Annotated in this window: 18 protein-coding genes; 8 read left to right on the forward strand and 10 right to left on the reverse strand. The window is 67.5% G+C overall.

Annotated elements, in window-relative coordinates:
- Positions 1-90 precede the first annotated feature (90 nt).
- Entirely contained in the window at positions 91-1815 is a 1725-nt protein-coding gene (gene treA, locus ACM6JT_RS23700) for an alpha,alpha-trehalase TreA (RefSeq protein ID WP_414857426.1), read from the reverse strand.
- A gap of 89 nt (positions 1816-1904) precedes the next feature.
- Positions 1905-2198, reverse strand: a complete 294-nt coding sequence (locus ACM6JT_RS23705; RefSeq protein ID WP_414857498.1) for a hypothetical protein — start codon at positions 2196-2198, stop codon at positions 1905-1907.
- Between ACM6JT_RS23705 and ACM6JT_RS23710 the strand changes: the two genes are divergently transcribed.
- Together ACM6JT_RS23710 and ACM6JT_RS23715 are read left to right on the forward strand one after the other, a co-directional pair.
- Entirely contained in the window at positions 2149-3537 is a 1389-nt protein-coding gene (locus ACM6JT_RS23710; protein ID WP_051983669.1) for an MFS transporter, read from the forward strand. The genes ACM6JT_RS23705 and ACM6JT_RS23710 overlap by 50 nt on opposite strands.
- Positions 3538-3968: 431 nt before the next feature.
- Positions 3969-5180 (forward strand): winged helix-turn-helix domain-containing protein, encoded by a 1212-nt coding sequence (locus ACM6JT_RS23715; protein WP_105391134.1) that lies wholly within the window; start codon positions 3969-3971, stop codon positions 5178-5180.
- Positions 5181-5200: 20 nt separating this feature from the next.
- Here the strand turns inward: ACM6JT_RS23715 and fabI are convergent, their stop codons facing one another.
- From fabI to ACM6JT_RS23735, 4 genes are read right to left on the reverse strand one after another with little or no spacing between them, the layout of a single operon-like run.
- A complete protein-coding gene (gene fabI / locus ACM6JT_RS23720; RefSeq protein WP_034180522.1) occupies positions 5201-5962 on the reverse strand; it encodes an enoyl-ACP reductase FabI in 762 nt (253 codons plus the stop codon).
- A gap of 28 nt (positions 5963-5990) precedes the next feature.
- Positions 5991-7112 carry an alpha/beta fold hydrolase gene (locus ACM6JT_RS23725; RefSeq protein ID WP_407972106.1) on the reverse strand — a complete coding sequence of 374 codons (1122 nt, stop codon included), beginning with the start codon at positions 7110-7112 and terminating at the stop codon, positions 5991-5993.
- An 8-nt stretch (positions 7113-7120) separates the two neighbouring features.
- Positions 7121-8329 (reverse strand): acetate/propionate family kinase, encoded by a 1209-nt coding sequence (locus ACM6JT_RS23730; RefSeq protein WP_414857427.1) that lies wholly within the window; start codon positions 8327-8329, stop codon positions 7121-7123.
- 10 nt (positions 8330-8339) lie between these two features.
- Positions 8340-9311, reverse strand: a complete 972-nt coding sequence (locus ACM6JT_RS23735) for a phosphate acetyltransferase (protein WP_131948431.1) — start codon at positions 9309-9311, stop codon at positions 8340-8342.
- 145 nt (positions 9312-9456) lie between these two features.
- Between ACM6JT_RS23735 and atpG the strand changes: the two genes are divergently transcribed.
- A complete protein-coding gene (atpG, locus tag ACM6JT_RS23740) occupies positions 9457-10326 on the forward strand; it encodes an ATP synthase F1 subunit gamma (RefSeq protein WP_034180526.1) in 870 nt (289 codons plus the stop codon).
- 11 nt (positions 10327-10337) lie between these two features.
- Entirely contained in the window at positions 10338-10796 is a 459-nt protein-coding gene (atpC, locus tag ACM6JT_RS23745) for an ATP synthase F1 subunit epsilon (protein WP_034180527.1), read from the forward strand.
- A 23-nt stretch (positions 10797-10819) separates the two neighbouring features.
- Here atpC and ACM6JT_RS23750 read toward each other — a convergent pair whose 3' ends face one another.
- Positions 10820-11038 (reverse strand): DUF1653 domain-containing protein, encoded by a 219-nt coding sequence (locus ACM6JT_RS23750; RefSeq protein WP_006480837.1) that lies wholly within the window; start codon positions 11036-11038, stop codon positions 10820-10822.
- Positions 11039-11095: 57 nt separating this feature from the next.
- Positions 11096-11539: a GNAT family N-acetyltransferase gene (locus ACM6JT_RS23755; protein WP_034180528.1), complete on the reverse strand. Its 444-nt coding sequence runs from the start codon at positions 11537-11539 to the stop codon at positions 11096-11098.
- 224 nt (positions 11540-11763) lie between these two features.
- Here ACM6JT_RS23755 and ACM6JT_RS23760 point away from each other — a divergent pair, with 224 nt between their 5' ends.
- From ACM6JT_RS23760 to ACM6JT_RS23775, 4 genes are all read left to right on the forward strand, one after another.
- Complete coding sequence (locus tag ACM6JT_RS23760) at positions 11764-12024, forward strand: type II toxin-antitoxin system Phd/YefM family antitoxin (RefSeq protein WP_069748763.1); 261 nt, start codon at positions 11764-11766, stop codon at positions 12022-12024.
- Positions 12021-12287: a Txe/YoeB family addiction module toxin gene (locus tag ACM6JT_RS23765; protein WP_131948433.1), complete on the forward strand. Its 267-nt coding sequence runs from the start codon at positions 12021-12023 to the stop codon at positions 12285-12287. Before ACM6JT_RS23760 ends, ACM6JT_RS23765 begins: the two co-directional genes overlap by 4 nt.
- 303 nt (positions 12288-12590) lie before the next feature.
- Entirely contained in the window at positions 12591-13214 is a 624-nt protein-coding gene (locus tag ACM6JT_RS23770; protein ID WP_105391137.1) for an HAD hydrolase-like protein, read from the forward strand.
- Between the two features lie 391 nt (positions 13215-13605).
- Complete coding sequence (locus ACM6JT_RS23775) at positions 13606-14184, forward strand: DUF4142 domain-containing protein (RefSeq protein WP_131948434.1); 579 nt, start codon at positions 13606-13608, stop codon at positions 14182-14184.
- Between the two features lie 134 nt (positions 14185-14318).
- Here the strand turns inward: ACM6JT_RS23775 and ACM6JT_RS23780 are convergent, their stop codons facing one another.
- A complete protein-coding gene (locus ACM6JT_RS23780) occupies positions 14319-14918 on the reverse strand; it encodes a GNAT family N-acetyltransferase (RefSeq protein WP_414857428.1) in 600 nt (199 codons plus the stop codon).
- A gap of 56 nt (positions 14919-14974) precedes the next feature.
- Positions 14975-15889: a LysR family transcriptional regulator gene (locus tag ACM6JT_RS23785; RefSeq protein ID WP_034180534.1), complete on the reverse strand. Its 915-nt coding sequence runs from the start codon at positions 15887-15889 to the stop codon at positions 14975-14977.
- Positions 15890-15980 lie beyond the last annotated feature (91 nt).

Genomic DNA, 15980 nt, shown 5'->3' on the forward strand with positions numbered 1-15980 from the left:
AACGAAAACGGGCCGGACGGCCGCTTGCGCGACAGTCCGGCCCGTGCGTTTGCCGCGCGCGGTGCGTCGCGGTGCATCACTCTCCGCGCATCACTCCCCGTACAGCCCGAGCAGTTTCAGCGTGACGCCGTTGGTCCAGCCGAAGCCGTCCTGCAGCGGATATTCGCCGCCACCGCCGCCGCCCGTGCCCGCGCCTTCGACCACGTACTTCTCGACGAGCTTGCCTTCGGTTGCATACACATGCTTCACGTCGGACAGGAAACGCGTGCCGATGTCCTTCGCGAGCGCCGGTTCGCCATAACGACGCAGCCCGTCGATCGCGATCCACTGCAGCGGCGCCCAGCCGTTCGGCGCGTCCCACTGCTGGCCGGTATTCTCGGTCGTCGTCGCGAGGCCGCCCGGTTTCAGCAGCGTCTTGCGCACCTCGCGCGCGGTCGCCTTCGCACGTTCGGGCCATGCGACGCCCGCGAACAGCGGATACAGCGCGGCCGCCGTCACGGCGTCGCGCGGCTTGCGCAACTGCCAGTCGTAGTCGCCGTAGTAGCCGCGGCGGTTCCACAAATAGTGGTTGATCGCGGCCGCACGCCGCGCCGCGCGCCCCGCGAAATCGGTCACGCATGCGACGTCGCGCGTGACCGCGCAGCCCTTCACGATCGTCGTCTCGAGATGGAACATCAGACTGTTCAGGTCGACCGGCACGATCGACGTCGTGCGGATCGTCGCGAGCGTCTTGCCGTCGCCGAACCAGCGCGAGCTGTAGTCCCAGCCGCTTTCGGCGCCCGCGCGCAGGTCGCGGTACACGTCGTTCGCCGGACGGCCGGGCGCCGACTTCGCGGTCGTCACGTCCTCCAGATACGACTCGTCGCGCGGCGTGTCGCTCGCATCCCAGTAGCGGTTCAGCACCGCGCCGTCGGGCATCGCGACCACGTGGCGCGCGGCCTGCCCGCGCGGCGTCGTGGTTTCGCCCTGCATCCAGTACGCATGTTCCTTGCGCAGTTGGGGCAGGTATTTCTGGTAGACCTTGTCGCCTTCGGCCTGCGCGGCGAGCGTGACCATATACGCGAAGAACGGCGGCTGCGAGCGGCTCGCGTAGTACGTGCGGTTGCCGTTCGGGATGTGCCCGATCGTGTCGATCAGGTGCGCGAAGTTGTCGAGCATGTCGTCGACGAGATCCTCGCGCCCCGACACCTGCAGCCCGAGCATCGTGAAATAGGTATCCCAGTAGTAGCCTTCGCGGAAGCGGCCGCCGGGCACGACGTATGGCTTCGGCATCGGAATCAGCGAACTGTACTGCGGCACCGTTGCGCTGGTGCGCGTGAGCTGCGGCCACAGCCAGTCGATGTGCTGGCGCAGCGTCTGGTTCGGCGGCGGCGTCACGCCGCCTTCCGGGGGCGGCGTGAAGTGCTGGCCGACGAACGTCTTCAGCGAGAAGCCCGACTGCGATTTCTGTTGCTGATACAACTGCACGATCGTCGCGGGATCGGTATCGGGCGTCGCGTCGACGAAGGTCTTCTGGTCGGGATAGATCTGTGCGGTCTGCACCGCGACGAACAGGTCGCCGTAGAGCTGGCTCGGCGGCGGCAGCAGCGTGCCCGACGCGGGGCCGGCAATCGCGGCCGCGGTCGGCACGGCCGACTGGCTGGCCGCCTGAACGGCGGCCTGGTTCGCATTGTCGGCCTGCGCGGCGCAGCCGGCGACGGCGAGATACGCGACGGCCAGTGCGGCGGCCCAGCGCAGACGCGGCGCGGGCGGTGCGGGCAGTGCGTGATGACGTGAGAAGCGAGATGCAATCGATGCGGCACGACGTGACGTCATGGCGTGTCCCCTCCTTTCGATGGTGAGTGGCTCGGCACGAGGTCTCGTTCGCGCGCGCGCTCGTCTCGATGGCCCTCGATCGATGCGCGTCATATGTTGTGTTGCGAGTGGGTCCGACTGTCGCATGAAACGTGCGCCGCACGCAAGTTTCGCAGTCGCTGCGGCGGGGTAATGTCATGTGTCGTGTCATGCGCCGCAGCCGGCGCGGCGGTCGTCTCTTCTTTCGCGCGCGGCAGCAGGAACGACTGTTGCAACATGCGGAACAAGTGTTGTCGCGCGTGACGCATCGGCAACATTATGGGCATAATGGCGTCTTTACCGCGCGCCCAGCCCATGTCGCCCGTCTTTCTAGCACCGCTCATCGTTGCCTGTGCGTTGTTCATGGAAAGCGTCGACGCGAACATCATCGTCACCGCGCTGCCCGCGATGGCGAGGGACTTCGGGCACAACCCCGTCACGCTGAACGTTGCGATCACGGCCTACGTGGTCGGGCTCGGCGTGTTCATCCCGATCTGCGGCTGGCTCGCCGACCGCTTCAGCGCACGTTCCGTCTTCCGTACGGCAATCGGCATCTTCGTCGTCGGCTCGCTGATGTGCGCGGCCTCCAGTTCCCTCGGCGTGCTCACGTTCGCACGCTTCATCCAAGGCGTCGGCGGCGCGATGATGGTGCCCGTCGGCCGCATCATCATCTTCCGCGCGGTGCCGCGCTCGGATCTCGTGCGCGCGATGAACTACCTCGCGATTCCCGCGCTGTTCGGGCCCACGGTCGGGCCGCTCGTCGGCGGCTTCATCACGACCTACCTGCACTGGCGGATGATCTTCTTCATCAACGTGCCGATCGGCATCTACGGGATCTATCTCGCGAGCAAGCACATCGCGAACACGCACGAGCCCGATCCGGGTCCGCTCGACTGGTTCGGCTTCCTGCTGTCGGCAAGCGGCGCCGCATTGCTGCTGATGGGCCTCACGCTGCTCGACGGCTCGCTCACCTCGCGCTCGAACGCGATCGTGATGTGCGTGGCCGGCACCGTGCTGCTCGCGCTCTACGTGCCGTACGCGCGCCGCAAGGAGCGCCCGGTGCTCGACCTCAGTTTCCTGAAGATCCCGACCTACCACGCGAGCGTCGTCGGCGGGTCGCTGTTCCGCATCGGCCTCGGCGCGGTGCCGTTCCTGCTGCCGCTCGCGCTGCAGGAAGGGCTCGGCATGAGCGCGTTCCATTCGGGGCTCATCACGTGCGCGTCCGCGCTCGGCGGCGCAATGAGCCGCTCGACGGCCACGCATACGCTGCGCCGCTTCGGCTTTCGCACGGTGCTGATCTACAACGCGGCATTCGCGGGGCTCGCGATCGCCGCGTACGGCGTGTTCCATCCCGGCATGGCGACCTGGGCGATCTGGCTGATCGTGCTCGTCGGCGGCATCTTCCCCGCGCTGCAGTTCACGAGCCTGAACTCGATGATCTACGCGGACATCTCACCGCGCGACGCGGGCCGTGCCACGAGCCTCGGCAGCGTCGTGCAGCAGATGTCGCTCGGGCTCGGCGTGACGGTGGCCGGCATCGTGCTGCACGTGTCGCACTGGCTGCAGGGCCACCAGACGATGGTCTGGTCGGATTTCTGGCCCGCGTTCGTCGTGGTCGGGCTGTGCTCGTTCGCGTCGATTCCGATCACGCGGCGGCTGCCGCCCGGCGCCGGCGACGAAGTCGCGCGCGGCAAGCGGCAATAAGCGGGAAGCACTTCGGTTCGCCGCGTTGCGGCGCGGCAAGACACGACGGCCTGTTCCGCACGCTACGGCCTGGGGAAACGCGCGCCGCGGCATCACACGTCGCGCGGCAGCCTGCGAAAAACCGGAAAAACAAAAAAATCAGCGGACATCCACACGGGGCCGGTGCACAGCCGCATGGATGTCCGCTCAGGGCTCCGGGTCTCCCGATGGGGGTTGAGAATCCCGGATTCGCTTCCTGCGTGCCATGGACATATGTGCGTCGGAAGCGGAATCGTTGCGCGCACTTGTCGTCGCGCCATGCTCTGCACTATAGGGAAACTTGCGAAACGCATCTGTCAAGCATTGTCAGACGCGTTGCATCGGCGCGTCGCACACGCGCGCCGCTTTCGCGCTAAAGTGATCGCCGACCGCCACCCTCAGCCGCCATTCCGATGCTTACGCTCTCGCCCGCCGCCGCCCGCGCGCTGCATCTCGCCGCACAAGGTCTGCTGACGCCGCCCCGCCGCAAGGCGACCAAGGCCGACGTGCTCGACACGATCCGCCGGATGGCGCAGTTGCAGATCGACACCATTCACGTCGTCGCGCGCAGCCCGTATCTCGTGCTGTTCAGCCGTCTCGGCGATTTCTCGCCGCAGTGGCTCGACGAACATCTCGCCGAGGCGCGCCTGTTCGAATACTGGTCGCACGAAGCGTGTTTCCTGCCGATCGAGCAGTTCGGCCTGATGCGCTACAAGATGCTCGATCCGTCGGGGATGGGCTGGAAATACGCGGCCGAGTGGCACGCGCAGAATCGCGACGAGATCGAGCGGCTGCTCGCGCGGATCCGTGACGACGGCCCGGTGCGATCAGCCGATTTCGTCCGCGAAGATGGCGTGAAGGGCAACGGCTGGTGGGATCGCAAGCCCGAGAAGCGTCACCTGGAAGTGCTGTTCACGACGGGCGACCTGATGGTGTCGGAACGCCGCAATTTCCAGCGCGTGTACGACGTGCGCGAGCGCGTGCTGCCCGGCTGGGACGACACGCGCGACCTGCCGCCGCGCGAAGCCGTGCTGCCCGCGCTGCTCGACTACACGTGCCGCGCGCTCGGCGTCGTGCGCGCGGACTGGGTGGCCGACTACTATCGGCTGCCGCGCCGTTCGTATCGCGACGAGCTGGAACGGCTCGCGGATGCGGGCGACCTGATTCCGGTGCAGATCGACGACTGGAAGGAGCCAGCCTACGTGCATCGCTCGCTCGACGCATTGCTGCCGGCCGCCGCGGCCGACACGCTGCGCTCGACGGTCACGACGCTGCTGTCGCCGTTCGATCCCGTCGTATGGGACCGGCGGCGCGCGTCGACGCTGTTCGGTTTCGACTACACGATCGAGTGCTATACGCCCGGGCACAAGCGGCGCTACGGCTATTTCTGCCTGCCCGTGCTGCATCGCGGCCGGCTGGTCGGCCGCGTCGACGCGAAAGCGCATCGCTCGCTCGGCACGTTCGAACTGAAGGCCGTGCATGTCGAGCCGGGCGTGCGGTTCGGTACGGGGCTCGCGGCCGACGTCGCGAAGGCCGTGAAGAAGCTCGCGGCGTGGCACGGCACGCCGGAGGTCGCGGTCGCACACGCGCCCCCCGCCCTCGTGCAGGCATTCGCGCGCACCTGACGCCGCATGCCGCCGGCACGCTAGCCGAGCATGTGCATGCCGGCGTCGATATAGTGCGTGCCGCCCGTGATCGCCCGTGCGCCGTCGCTCGCAAGGAACGCGCAGAATGCGCCGACGTCGTCGATGTCCAGCGCGTGATGCAGCGGCGCCCGGCGCGCGGTGTCGTCGAGCAGGCGGTCGAAGTCCGGCAGGCCCGATGCCGCGCGCGTCGGCAGCGCGCCCGGCGAAATCGCGTTGACGCGAATGCCCGTGCCGCCGAGTTCGGCCGCCAGGTACCGCACGCTCGATTCGAGCGCGGCCTTGACCGGCCCCATCACCCCGTAGTTCGCGACGACCTGCTCCGCACCGAGATAGCTCATCGCCATCAGGCTCCCGCCCTGCGTCATCAGCGGCTCGGCAAGCCTCGCCATCCGGATGAACGAATGGCACGAGGTATCCATCGCCAACGAGAAGCCTTCCGGCGAGCTGTCGACGACGCGGCCTTGGAGATCGGCCTTCGGTGCATACGCAACCGAATGCAGCACGAAGTCGATCGCGCCCCATTGCATCGCGATCGCGTCGAACACCGCCGCCATCTGGTCGGGCCGCCCGACGTCGAGCGGCATCCGGATCGGCGCGTCGAGTTGCGCGAACAGCGGCTCGACGTGCGGCAAGGTCTTCTCCGACTGCCAGGTCACCGCGAGCGTGGCGCCCGCCCGGCAGAACGCACGCGCGCATCCCCACGCGATGCTCTGCTCGTTCGCGATGCCGACGACGAGCCCCCGCTTGTGTCGCAGCGTCATGCCGCCCCCCGTGTCGATCCGCGCCGGCCTAGCGCTGCGCCGCAATCCATCGTGCGATCTCCGGCCACACCGTCTTCAGCGTGCGCGACCCCATGAACAGGCCGATATGACCGCCCGGCACGAGCCGGCTCTCGATCCGCGAAGCGGGCGTCCCGAGACGCTCGCGTGCCCCGAACACCTGCTCCGGCGTCGTAATGTCGTCGGCCTCGCCGGCGAGCAGATAGACCGGGCACGCGACGTCCTTCAGGTCGAGCGTGCGCCCGAGCGCGACGAACGTGCCCTTCGCGAGCCGGTTCTCCTTGAAGATCTGCACGATCGCCTGCAGGTACCAGCGTCCCGGCAGGTCGATCGGGCTTTCGTACCAGTTCGCGAACACCTCGCGCTTGCGCAGGTATTCGGGATCGTCGAGATGCTCGTACAGGTCGACGTGCTCGGCGAGATAGTGCTGGTCGGGATGCATGTTCTTCCAGCCGCGCAGCATGAAGCGCCCGCGCATCAGCCCGCCGCCCATCGCAACGAGTTCCTCGTAGAACGACGTCGGATACGTATGCACCATCCGCTTGATCGGGCCGTCGCCCGCGTCGGTGTCGATCGGCGAGCCAGCCAGCACGAGGCTCGCGACCTTGTGCGGGAAACGCGCCGCGTACATCGCGGACATCCAGCCGCCCTGGCACAGCCCGACGAGATTCACGCGGCCGCCGAGCTCGTCGACGCACACGTTCAGCTCGGCCAGATACTGGTCGATCTCGAGGTCCTTCATGTCCTCGGTGGCCGAGCGCCAATCGGTCAGGTACAGGCGCGTCACGCCGTGCTCGCGCAGCGTCTGCATCAGGCTCTGCCCCGGCTGGTAGTCGGCGATCATCGCGCTGTGCCCCGCGTACGGCGCATCGACGATCGTCGGCAGCCCGTGCGCCGGCGCGGCCGAATAATCGCGAAACGTCATCGTCCGCAGCTCCAGCAACGGCCGGTTCGTCGATGCCAGCGCAGGATGCACTTCGAAATGCAGCTTCTCCTCTTCCGCGAGGAAGCGGAGATTGCGCGCGGCGATCTCGGAACCGGCCGCGAACATCGCCGTGGCGGCGGCCATCGGCCAGAACATCGGCAGCGCGGGGGCGCTGACGGCAGGGGAAGACGTGTCGCGTGCTGTCATGGAAGGTTTCACCGAGTCGGATACGGCGTGGAAGGGATCGCGTCGTCCAGCACGCGGCGCGTGTGCCGCGCGATCATCAGGTTCTCGTCGGTCGGGATCACGCGCACCGTCACGCGCGACGCGTCGCTCGAAATCACCGGCAGGCCGGCGCCGTTCGCCGCGTCGTCGAGCGCGATGCCGAGCCACGCCGCGCGGCTGCAGATCCGTTCACGCACGCGCGGCGCGTGCTCGCCGATGCCCGCCGTGAACACGAGCATGTCGAGACCGCCGAGCACGCCGGCCAGCGCGGCGAGTTCGCGAGCCGCGCGGTACGCGAACAGCTCGACCGCGTGCGCGGCCGACGGCGCGTCGCTCGCGAGCAGCGTGCGCATGTCGCTCGATACGCCGGACACGCCGAGCAAACCCGATTCCGTATAGATCAGATGCTCGACCTCGTCGAGCGACCGGCCCTCGTGACGCTGCAGGTAAAGGATCACGCCCGGGTCCAGCGCGCCTGTGCGCGTGCCCATCGGCAGCCCGTCCACGGCCGTGAACCCCATCGTCGTCGCCACGCTGCGGCCGTTCGCGAGCGCGCACAGGCTCGCGCCGTTGCCGAGGTGCGCGACGACGGTCCGGCGCTGCGCCCAAGACGGATCGAGCGCCGGGAGTGCCGTCGTGATGTATTCGTACGACAGCCCGTGGAAACCGTAGCGCACGATCCCCTGTTCGGTCAGCGCGCGCGGCAACGCGAACTCCCGTTCGAGCGCCGGCATCGTCGAATGGAACGCCGTGTCGAAGCACGCGACCTGCGGCAGGTTCGGCGCGACCGCGGCGACCGCGCGGATCGCGTCGACGTGATGCGGCTGGTGCAGCGGCGCGAGCGGCGAAAGCGACGCTATTGCATCGAGCACGCGCGTGTCGATCCGCACCGGCGCGGTGAAATACGGGCCGCCGTGCACGACCCGGTGCCCGACGCCGTCGAACGCGGCCTCCCGCCCGACGTGAGCTGCGAACCACGCGTGCAGCGCTTCGATCGCACCTTGGTGCCCCGGTCGCGCGACGGGGCTGTCGGCGAGCGTCGCGCCGTGCGCGTCGGACACGAACAGATGCGGGGTGCCATGCAGGTTCTCGACCTGCCCGTGCAGGCCCGCATCGAGCGAGCGATCCTCGCGCGTGTCGTAGACCGAGAACTTGAGGCTCGACGAGCCGGCATTGAGTACCAGAACGGGATGTCGCATCGCGGCCCCGTCAGTGTGCGTCGGCCGCAACGGCCGGCGCGGCAGCGAGCGCCGCCGTGGTGCGCGCCGCCTCCGCGACGAGCGCCGCGACCGCGCAGCTCGCCAGGCGCGTGCGTTCGCTGTCCGCGCGACTCGTCAGGATCACCGGCACGCGCGCGCCGAGCACGATGCCGGCTGCATCGGCGTTCGCCAGGAACGTCAGCTCCTTCGCGAGCATGTTGCCCGCCTCGAGGTCGGGCGCGAGAAGGATGTCCGCGTCGCCCGCGACCGCCGAACCGAGATGCTTGAGCCGCGCGGCTTCGGGGCTGATCGCATTGTCGAGCGCGAGCGGCCCGTCGAGCAGCGCGCCGGTGATCTGGCCGCGCTCGGCCATCTTGCACAGCGCGGCCGCGTCGAGCGTCGACGGCAGCTTCGAGCTGACCGTCTCGATCGCCGACAGGATCGCGACCTTCGGCTGACCGATGCCGAGCGCGTGCGCGAGATCGATCGCGTTTTGCACGATGTCGGCCTTCTGCTCGAGCGTCGGACGGATGTTGACCGCCGCGTCGGTGATGAACAACGGCTTGTGGTAAGTCGGCACGTCCATGATGAACACGTGGCTCAGGCGCCGCCCGGTGCGCAGCCCCGTATCGGCGCGCACCACCTCCTCCAGCAACTCGTCGGTGTGCAGGCTGCCCTTCATCAGCGCCTGCGCGTCGCCCGAGCGCACCAGCTCGACGGCGCGCGCGGCCGACGCGTGGCTGTGCGGCGCATCGACGAGCCGGTAGCCGGACAGGTCGACGCCGAGCGTCGCGGCAAGCGCCGTGATGCGCGCCGCCGGTCCGACCAGGATGGGCACGACGATACCGGCCCGAGCGGCGGCGACGGCCGCGCGCAGCGATACCTCGTCGCAAGGATGCGCAACCGCGACCGTCACCGGGCGTAGCGAGCGGCAACGCGCAATCAGCGCGTCGTACTTCTGGTGCTGGCGGAAATCGGTCATCGAATACCCCTTCGCGAGGATTACGTAAAAGAATTCTGGTGCGAGACCGGGCGAAATCGTTTGACCCTTGTCAATCGTTTCAGGTGAAGTCCCGATAGCATGAAACCACACGATGACATCCGGATGGCCGCGGCGCCCCCCTGACATGCACATACGCGAAATCCGCTCGAAGATCGCCAGTACGTCGTCCACGCGCACGATCACCAAGGCGATGGAAATGATGGCGCGCACCAAGATGGCGAACGCGCAGCGACGCGCCCGCGAGTTCCGCCCGTATGCGGCGCGCATCGGGGCGATGGCCGAACGCGTGCTGCGCGACCGGCCCGACCACGTGTCGGCGCTGATGGCGCGGCGCGATCCCGTACGCCGCGTCGGCCTGATCGTCGTCAGCACCGATCGCGGGCTGTGCGGCCCGCTCAATGCGCGGTTGCTCGTCGCATGCGTGGATGCGCTCGAACGCTGGGACCGGGCCGGCGTCGCGTGCGAACTGAGCGTGATCGGTGCGCGCGGCATCGCGCCGCTGATGCGCCACGGCGCGACCATCACGGCGCGCGCGAGCGGCCTGGCCGCCGAGCCGCACTTCGACCAGTTGCTCGGCGCGCTGCTCGTGCCGCTGACCGCGTTCGTCAACGGCGAGCTCGACGAAGTGCACGTCGCCTACAACCGGCTGACGAGCCCGCTCGCGTACGAGCCGCGTATCGATGCGATGCTGCCGATCGCGAAGATCGACACCGGCGCGCCGGCCGACGGCGCGGCGGCATCCGACTATCTTTACGAGCCCGCGCCCAAACCGGTCGTGGATACCTTGCTGCTGCGCTACGTCGAGGCAACGCTCTATCAGGCGGTCGTCGAGAACTATGCGTGCGAACAATGCGCGCGGATGTTCAGCATGCAGACCGCGACGGACAACGCCGACCGCGTGCTGCGCGAACTGCGGCACCTGTACCAGAAGACGCGGCAGGCGCAGATCACCACCGAGCTGTGCGAAATCGTCGCCGGCGCGGCGGCGGTCTGAAGGGGGCGCGCATGACGACGTCGATGAGGCTCGACATCCTGAGCGTGGAAGCGGTGCTGTATGCCGGCGACGCACATTTCGTCGTCGTCCCGGGCGAAAGCGGGGAACTGGGGATCTATCCGCACCACGCGCCGCTGCTCACGCGGATCCGGCCCGGCGTCGTGACGCTCGTCGACGCGCCGACCGGCGAGCATCGTCGCCTGCTCGTCGCGGGCGGCGTGCTGGAGGTCGGCCGCGACGGCGTGACGCTGATCGCCGATCACGCGCTGCGCACGCCCGAACTCGACGATCTGCGCGCACGCGAGGCGCGGCATGCGGCCGACGACTGGCGCCGGCGCTACGCGCACGAAAACCGGCGCGCGTTCGATTTCGCGTCGGCCCGCGCGGAACTGATGGATGAAATCCGGCGCTTCTTCACGATGGCGCTGCGGCAACAGGCGTCGCACGACAACCCGGGCGGCGCAGGCTAGGTGCCGGCGCCGGTGTTGCCCGCTCAGTCGCGCAGCTTGCGAAAACGCGGCGTGCCGTCTTCGAGATTGCCGTTGAACATCGCTTCCGGCCGCACCCACAGGCCGCGCGCATGCGGCCACAGATGCTCGTACACGACCACCGATTCCTCGGTTTCGGAATGGCGGGCGACGCCGATATAACGGTACAAACCACCCTTGTAGTGGCGATGCGTCGCGAGTTGTTCGGCTTCCTGTTCGGTCATGATGGGCTTCTCTTCGGCAAAAACGGAAAGCGCGTATTGTATGCGCTGCGCCGCGCGTCAGCGTTTCGTATAGATGTCGGGACGGCGGATCTCCATCAGCCGCTCGGGATTCGCGGACGGCCCGAAGCCGACCGGCCGGTACAGTTCGTGCGCGTCGGTCGTCACGAGCATGATGCGACGCAGGCGCTGCACCATCTCCTGCGCGAATACGTGATCGATCAGCGCGCGGCCGTAGCCGTTGCCGCGTTCGGCCGGCAGCACGAACACGTCGCACAGATACGCGAACGTCGCGTGATCGGTGACGAGCCGCGCGAACCCGACAAGCCGGTCGCCGACATACGCACCGAAACACAGCGAACCCTCGATCGCACGCTCGACCACGTCGCGCGGAATGCCCTGCGACCAGTACGCGTCGCGATGCAGGAAGTCGAAGATCGCGTCTATGTCGAGTTCGCGCTTGTCGGTGGAAAATCTCAGCGTGGCGGGGGTGGCTGCGGGCACGTCTGTTCTCCGGTGGGGGGCGGGAGGCGGAGCATCGACGATACCGCGCTGTGCGGCGGGCTACAAGCGGCACCACCACACCGCTGCGGCACGACAGGTGAGAATCCTCTTGCCGGACTGTGGCGCGCAACCACATACACTCACCGGGAAACTTGTACAGCAACCCGTACATATTTATCAATCGTGCTATACTTGTACGGTTATGTGTACAAGTGAGGCAAATCATGCGCACGATTCATTTTTCGGATGCCCGCGGCAACCTGAAGACCGTCATCGACCAGGTTGTCGACGATGCGGACGTGACGCTCATCACGCGCCGCGATGCACCGAACGCCGTCATCATGTCGCAGGACTACTACGACAGCCTGATGGAGACGGTTCACTTGCTGCGCTCGCCGGCCAACGTCGCCCATCTCGAACGTTCGATCGCGCAACTGCGCAAGGGCAAGGCGAAAGAACGCAAGCTCGCCGAGGATGATGAATGAGCATACGCCGCGTGCTCTTTACTTCCGACGCGTGGGACGACTATGTCTATTGGCAGGGCCAGGATCGCAAGACGCTCAAGCGCATCAACCAGCTCATTCGCGAAGCCCAGCGAACGCCGTTCGAAGGCATCGGCAAACCCGAGCCTTTGAAGGCCAATCTCTCCGGCTTCTGGTCGCGCCGTATCGACGACACGAACCGCCTGGTCTACGAGGCTGACGACCTTCAGATCAGCATCGTGTCCTGTCGCTATCACTACGAGTAGCTCCCCTCCGGAGCACTACCCTCTCCGCCTCACGGCGCCGGCAGCGCCCGGCAGGCCTTGCAACGCTTCAGCGGAAGCGGCCGGGTTTTCGTGCGGCGCGCGCGCCGGCCGGCAACGCTTGCGGCACTCGCCCGCTTACCCGCACACGCATTTCGGTGGATGATGTAGCCCGTGCCGGCCTTCTACAACCGCGCATGCTCCCGACGACCGACCGGAAGGCGACACCAGATGCGCGACCGTGCAGGCGACGGGCCTCGATTCGGTGACAATGTCGCCTGCTCAATAAACCCGTCACATCGCGTCATGTCCTACCGCCTCATCGCATTCGACTTCGACGGCACGCTCGCCGATTCGCTCGACAGCTTTCTCGCGGCGCTGTCGGAAGCGTCGCGCCTGCACGGCTTTCGCGACGCCACGCCCGAGCTGCGCCCGGCGCTGCGCGGCATGTCGGCGCGCGACATCATCCGTGCGCTCGACGTGCCGATGTGGAAAGTGCCGCGCGTGACGATCGACATGCGCCGCCTGATGAAGCCGCGCGTCGCGCAAGTGATGCTGTTTCCCGGCGTCGACGACACGTTCGACGCGCTCGCCGCGCGCGGCATCCGCATCGCGATCGCCACGTCGAATACCGAGGAAATCGTGCGTGACCGGCTCGGCCCGCGTGCCAGCAGCCGCGTCGACACCTTCGCGTGCGGCATTCCGCTGTTCGGCAAGGCGCGGCGTCTGCGCGCGCTCGTTCGCGAGGCCGGCGTGCGCGCCGACGAAGTGCTGTATGTCGGCGACGAAATCCGCGATGCCGACGCCGCACGACGCGCGCACATCGCATTCCAGGGTGTCGCGTGGGGCTACACCGCACCCGACGCATTGCAGGCGCATTGCGCGACGCCGTTGCTGCCGCGCCTCGATGCACTGCTCGATCGCGTGTGACACGTTCAAGCGCATCGCACGCGCAAGTCGTCACGTCGCTCGATGCACACGACAAGGCAACAGCAGCACGACGATGAAATGCAGATGACACGCACGTGCATCCCGCACGCCGCACACGCGCAAAAATTGCCGCCGCCACGCGTGCACCAGGTACGCAATACCGGTACGCGCACCTGCCAATCGATGGGTCTTACCAACCGTTACACAAACCACAGCGCGGTTGCACCTGCTACCCGACCGCTCTCCTAGAATCAGTCGGGCCGGGAAACACTTCGACCGGCGCCGCGGCAGAGCGGCGGTCGAATCCGGCCCGGGCGCGCCCGGTCTCTCGCACAGCTACGGATCACGTCATCCGTATTTTTAACCAGAGCCCCGATCGAAAGGAGGTCCCATGAACCGCTTTCCCCACATCTCGCGCCTTGCCTTGTCTGCCGCTGGCCTGCTTCTCGTCGCCGTGACGGCGACCGCGCAAACCGCGCAACCGGCACCCGCAGCGCCCGCCGCGCCGGCCGCTGCCGCGACGCGCATCCACGAAGCCGACCAGGCCTTCATCACGGATGGCACGAAAACCGTGTCGACGCAGCACGACGCGGCACGCATCGCCGATGCGCGCACGTCGGACAGCCAGGTCAAGGCTTTCGCGCAACGCGTGTCGGCCGACGATGAAAAGATCATCCAGGCGATGCGCGCGGCAAGCCCGCGCGGCGTCGACGTGCCGGCCAACGACCCCGACACGACCGTGCTGAACAGCATCAAGACCCTGCGCGGCGCCGAGTTCGACAAGGCGTATATCGAGCAGGTCGCGCTCGCCGGCCAGCAGAAGACGATCTCGGCCTTCCAGGCCGAAATCGCGTCGGGCCGCGACACGAAGCTGAAGGAAGTCGCACGCCAGTCGCTGCCGATTCTGCAGAAGCACTACGCGGACGCGCAGAAACTCGCGGAGCGTCACCACCTCGCATCGGCGCAGTAACGATGCAGCGCCGCGCGTCGTGCGCGGCGCACCGCTTCCCCTGTCATCGCGCAGCCGCCTCCCCTGCCGGCTGCGCGATGCACGTCTGACCAGACGATCCGCGAACGCGCGCGCTGCACGTCACGCGTTATGCGTTACGTCGCGAGCTTCGCCATCAACCGCGCGCGCACGTCCGGCCATTCTTCGTCGATGATGCTGAAGCGCACCGAATTGCGCTTGCGGCCGTCCGGCATGATTCGTTCGTGACGCACGATCCCTTCCTGCTTCGCGCCGAGCCGCAGAATCGCCGCGCGCGATTTTTCGTTCAGCTCGTCGGTCGTGAACTGCACGCGCACGCAGTGCAGCGTGTCGAACGCGTAGGTCAGCAACAGCCACTTCGCTTCGGTATTCGCGCGCGTGCGCTGCGCCGATTCGCTCAGCCACGTATGGCCGATCTCGAGCTTGCGATTCTTGCGATCGATCTTCCAGAAGCGCGTGCTGCCGATCACGCGGCCCGATGCGCGATCGACGATCGCAAACGGCATCACGGTGCCGGCCGCGCGCCCCTGCAATGCCGTGTCGATATACGCGTCGATCGTCTCCGCGCCCGGCACGACCGTGACCTTCAGGTTCCACAACCGGCCGTCCGCGGCGGCATCGAGCAGCACCTGCCGGTCGGATGCTTCGAGCGGCCGCAGTTCGACGCGCTCGCCAGTGAGGGTCGGTGGTTCGATGGAAAGCGAAGCGTCGGTCATGACAAGGTTCCGGAAAGTGAGGACGATGGCGGCGAAACGGCCATCATACGGCGCCGCTAGCCGAGAAGCGCGGCAAGCCGGCGACGGATCGCCTTCGCCTCGCCGCGCAACGCGTCGGCAAACGCATCGACGAGCAGGTTCTTCGGCCGGTGCTCGGGCACGATCATGCTGACCCGATACGGAAACGACCGCGTGAGCGGCCGCACGTGCAGGTCGCGCCCGACGAAATCGAGCGCAGTCAGCGGATTGACGATCGCGGCGCCGAGCCCCTGCCGCACGAACGCGCACACCGACACGGCCGACGGCGTGTCGACCACCGAGCGCGGCGCGACGCCCAACTGCGCAAACGCCTCGTCGATCAGGATGCGATAAGGATCGTTCAGCGACAGGCTCACGAACGGGCGATCGGCGAGATCCAGCAGATCGATCGCGTCCTGCGCGAGCAGCGGATGGCCGTCGGGCAGCACGCACACTTCGTCGACTTCGAGCAGCGGCGTAAGCAGCGTGCCGGCCGGCGCGACGTCGTGCTCGGTCAGCCCGAGGTCGTACCGCTGCGCGGTCAGCCACTCCTCGAGCACCGGCGACTCCTGCGTCGCGACCGACACGCTGACGCCCGCATGATCCGCGTGAAAGCGCCGGCATGCGCCGGGCAGGATCGCGTGCGAGAACGCCGGCAGCGCGATCACCGAAAGCTGGCCGTCGCGAAACTCGCGCAGGCGCGCGGCCGTCGCCGCGACGCGCTCGAGCCCCACATACGCAAGCCGCACGTCGTCGAACAGCGTGAGCGCGGCCATCGTCGGCCGCAGCCGGCCGTGCGCGCGCTCGAACAGCGCGAAGCCGACGACCTGCTCCATCCGCGCGAGCTCGCGGCTGATCGTCGGTTGCGACGTATAGAGCATCTCGGCCGCGCGCGTCGTGCTGCCGGTGACCATCAGCGCGCGAAAGACCTCGATATGACGGTGCGTGAGCATGGTTCTATATCAGGAATGAATCGAATATCGATAAACAGGCATTTTACTGTATAGCCGAACAGGCGCATCATCCACGCTATCCGTTCATTCG

The organism is Burkholderia sp. IT-111MI5, assembly GCF_949752865.1.
Taxonomy (GTDB): Bacteria; Pseudomonadota; Gammaproteobacteria; order Burkholderiales; family Burkholderiaceae; genus Burkholderia; species Burkholderia pyrrocinia_C.

Bases quoted from the DNA above. Each gene is read 5' to 3' on its own strand.
- treA (WP_414857426.1), bottom strand. From the start codon at position 1,815: ATGACGTCACGTCGTGCCGCATCGATTGCATCTCGCTTCTCACGTCAT.
- ACM6JT_RS23710 (WP_051983669.1), top strand. From the start codon at position 2,149: ATGTCGCCCGTCTTTCTAGCACCGCTCATCGTTGCCTGTGCGTTGTTC.
- ACM6JT_RS23705 (WP_414857498.1), bottom strand. From the start codon at position 2,198: ATGAACAACGCACAGGCAACGATGAGCGGTGCTAGAAAGACGGGCGAC.
- ACM6JT_RS23715 (WP_105391134.1), top strand. From the start codon at position 3,969: ATGCTTACGCTCTCGCCCGCCGCCGCCCGCGCGCTGCATCTCGCCGCA.
- fabI (WP_034180522.1), bottom strand. From the start codon at position 5,962: ATGACGCTGCGACACAAGCGGGGGCTCGTCGTCGGCATCGCGAACGAG.
- ACM6JT_RS23725 (WP_407972106.1), bottom strand. From the start codon at position 7,112: ATGACAGCACGCGACACGTCTTCCCCTGCCGTCAGCGCCCCCGCGCTG.
- ACM6JT_RS23730 (WP_414857427.1), bottom strand. From the start codon at position 8,329: ATGCGACATCCCGTTCTGGTACTCAATGCCGGCTCGTCGAGCCTCAAG.
- ACM6JT_RS23735 (WP_131948431.1), bottom strand. From the start codon at position 9,311: ATGACCGATTTCCGCCAGCACCAGAAGTACGACGCGCTGATTGCGCGT.
- atpG (WP_034180526.1), top strand. From the start codon at position 9,457: ATGCACATACGCGAAATCCGCTCGAAGATCGCCAGTACGTCGTCCACG.
- atpC (WP_034180527.1), top strand. From the start codon at position 10,338: ATGACGACGTCGATGAGGCTCGACATCCTGAGCGTGGAAGCGGTGCTG.
- ACM6JT_RS23750 (WP_006480837.1), bottom strand. From the start codon at position 11,038: ATGACCGAACAGGAAGCCGAACAACTCGCGACGCATCGCCACTACAAG.
- ACM6JT_RS23760 (WP_069748763.1), top strand. From the start codon at position 11,764: ATGCGCACGATTCATTTTTCGGATGCCCGCGGCAACCTGAAGACCGTC.
- ACM6JT_RS23765 (WP_131948433.1), top strand. From the start codon at position 12,021: ATGAGCATACGCCGCGTGCTCTTTACTTCCGACGCGTGGGACGACTAT.
- ACM6JT_RS23770 (WP_105391137.1), top strand. From the start codon at position 12,591: ATGTCCTACCGCCTCATCGCATTCGACTTCGACGGCACGCTCGCCGAT.
- ACM6JT_RS23775 (WP_131948434.1), top strand. From the start codon at position 13,606: ATGAACCGCTTTCCCCACATCTCGCGCCTTGCCTTGTCTGCCGCTGGC.
- ACM6JT_RS23780 (WP_414857428.1), bottom strand. From the start codon at position 14,918: ATGACCGACGCTTCGCTTTCCATCGAACCACCGACCCTCACTGGCGAG.
- ACM6JT_RS23785 (WP_034180534.1), bottom strand. From the start codon at position 15,889: ATGCTCACGCACCGTCATATCGAGGTCTTTCGCGCGCTGATGGTCACC.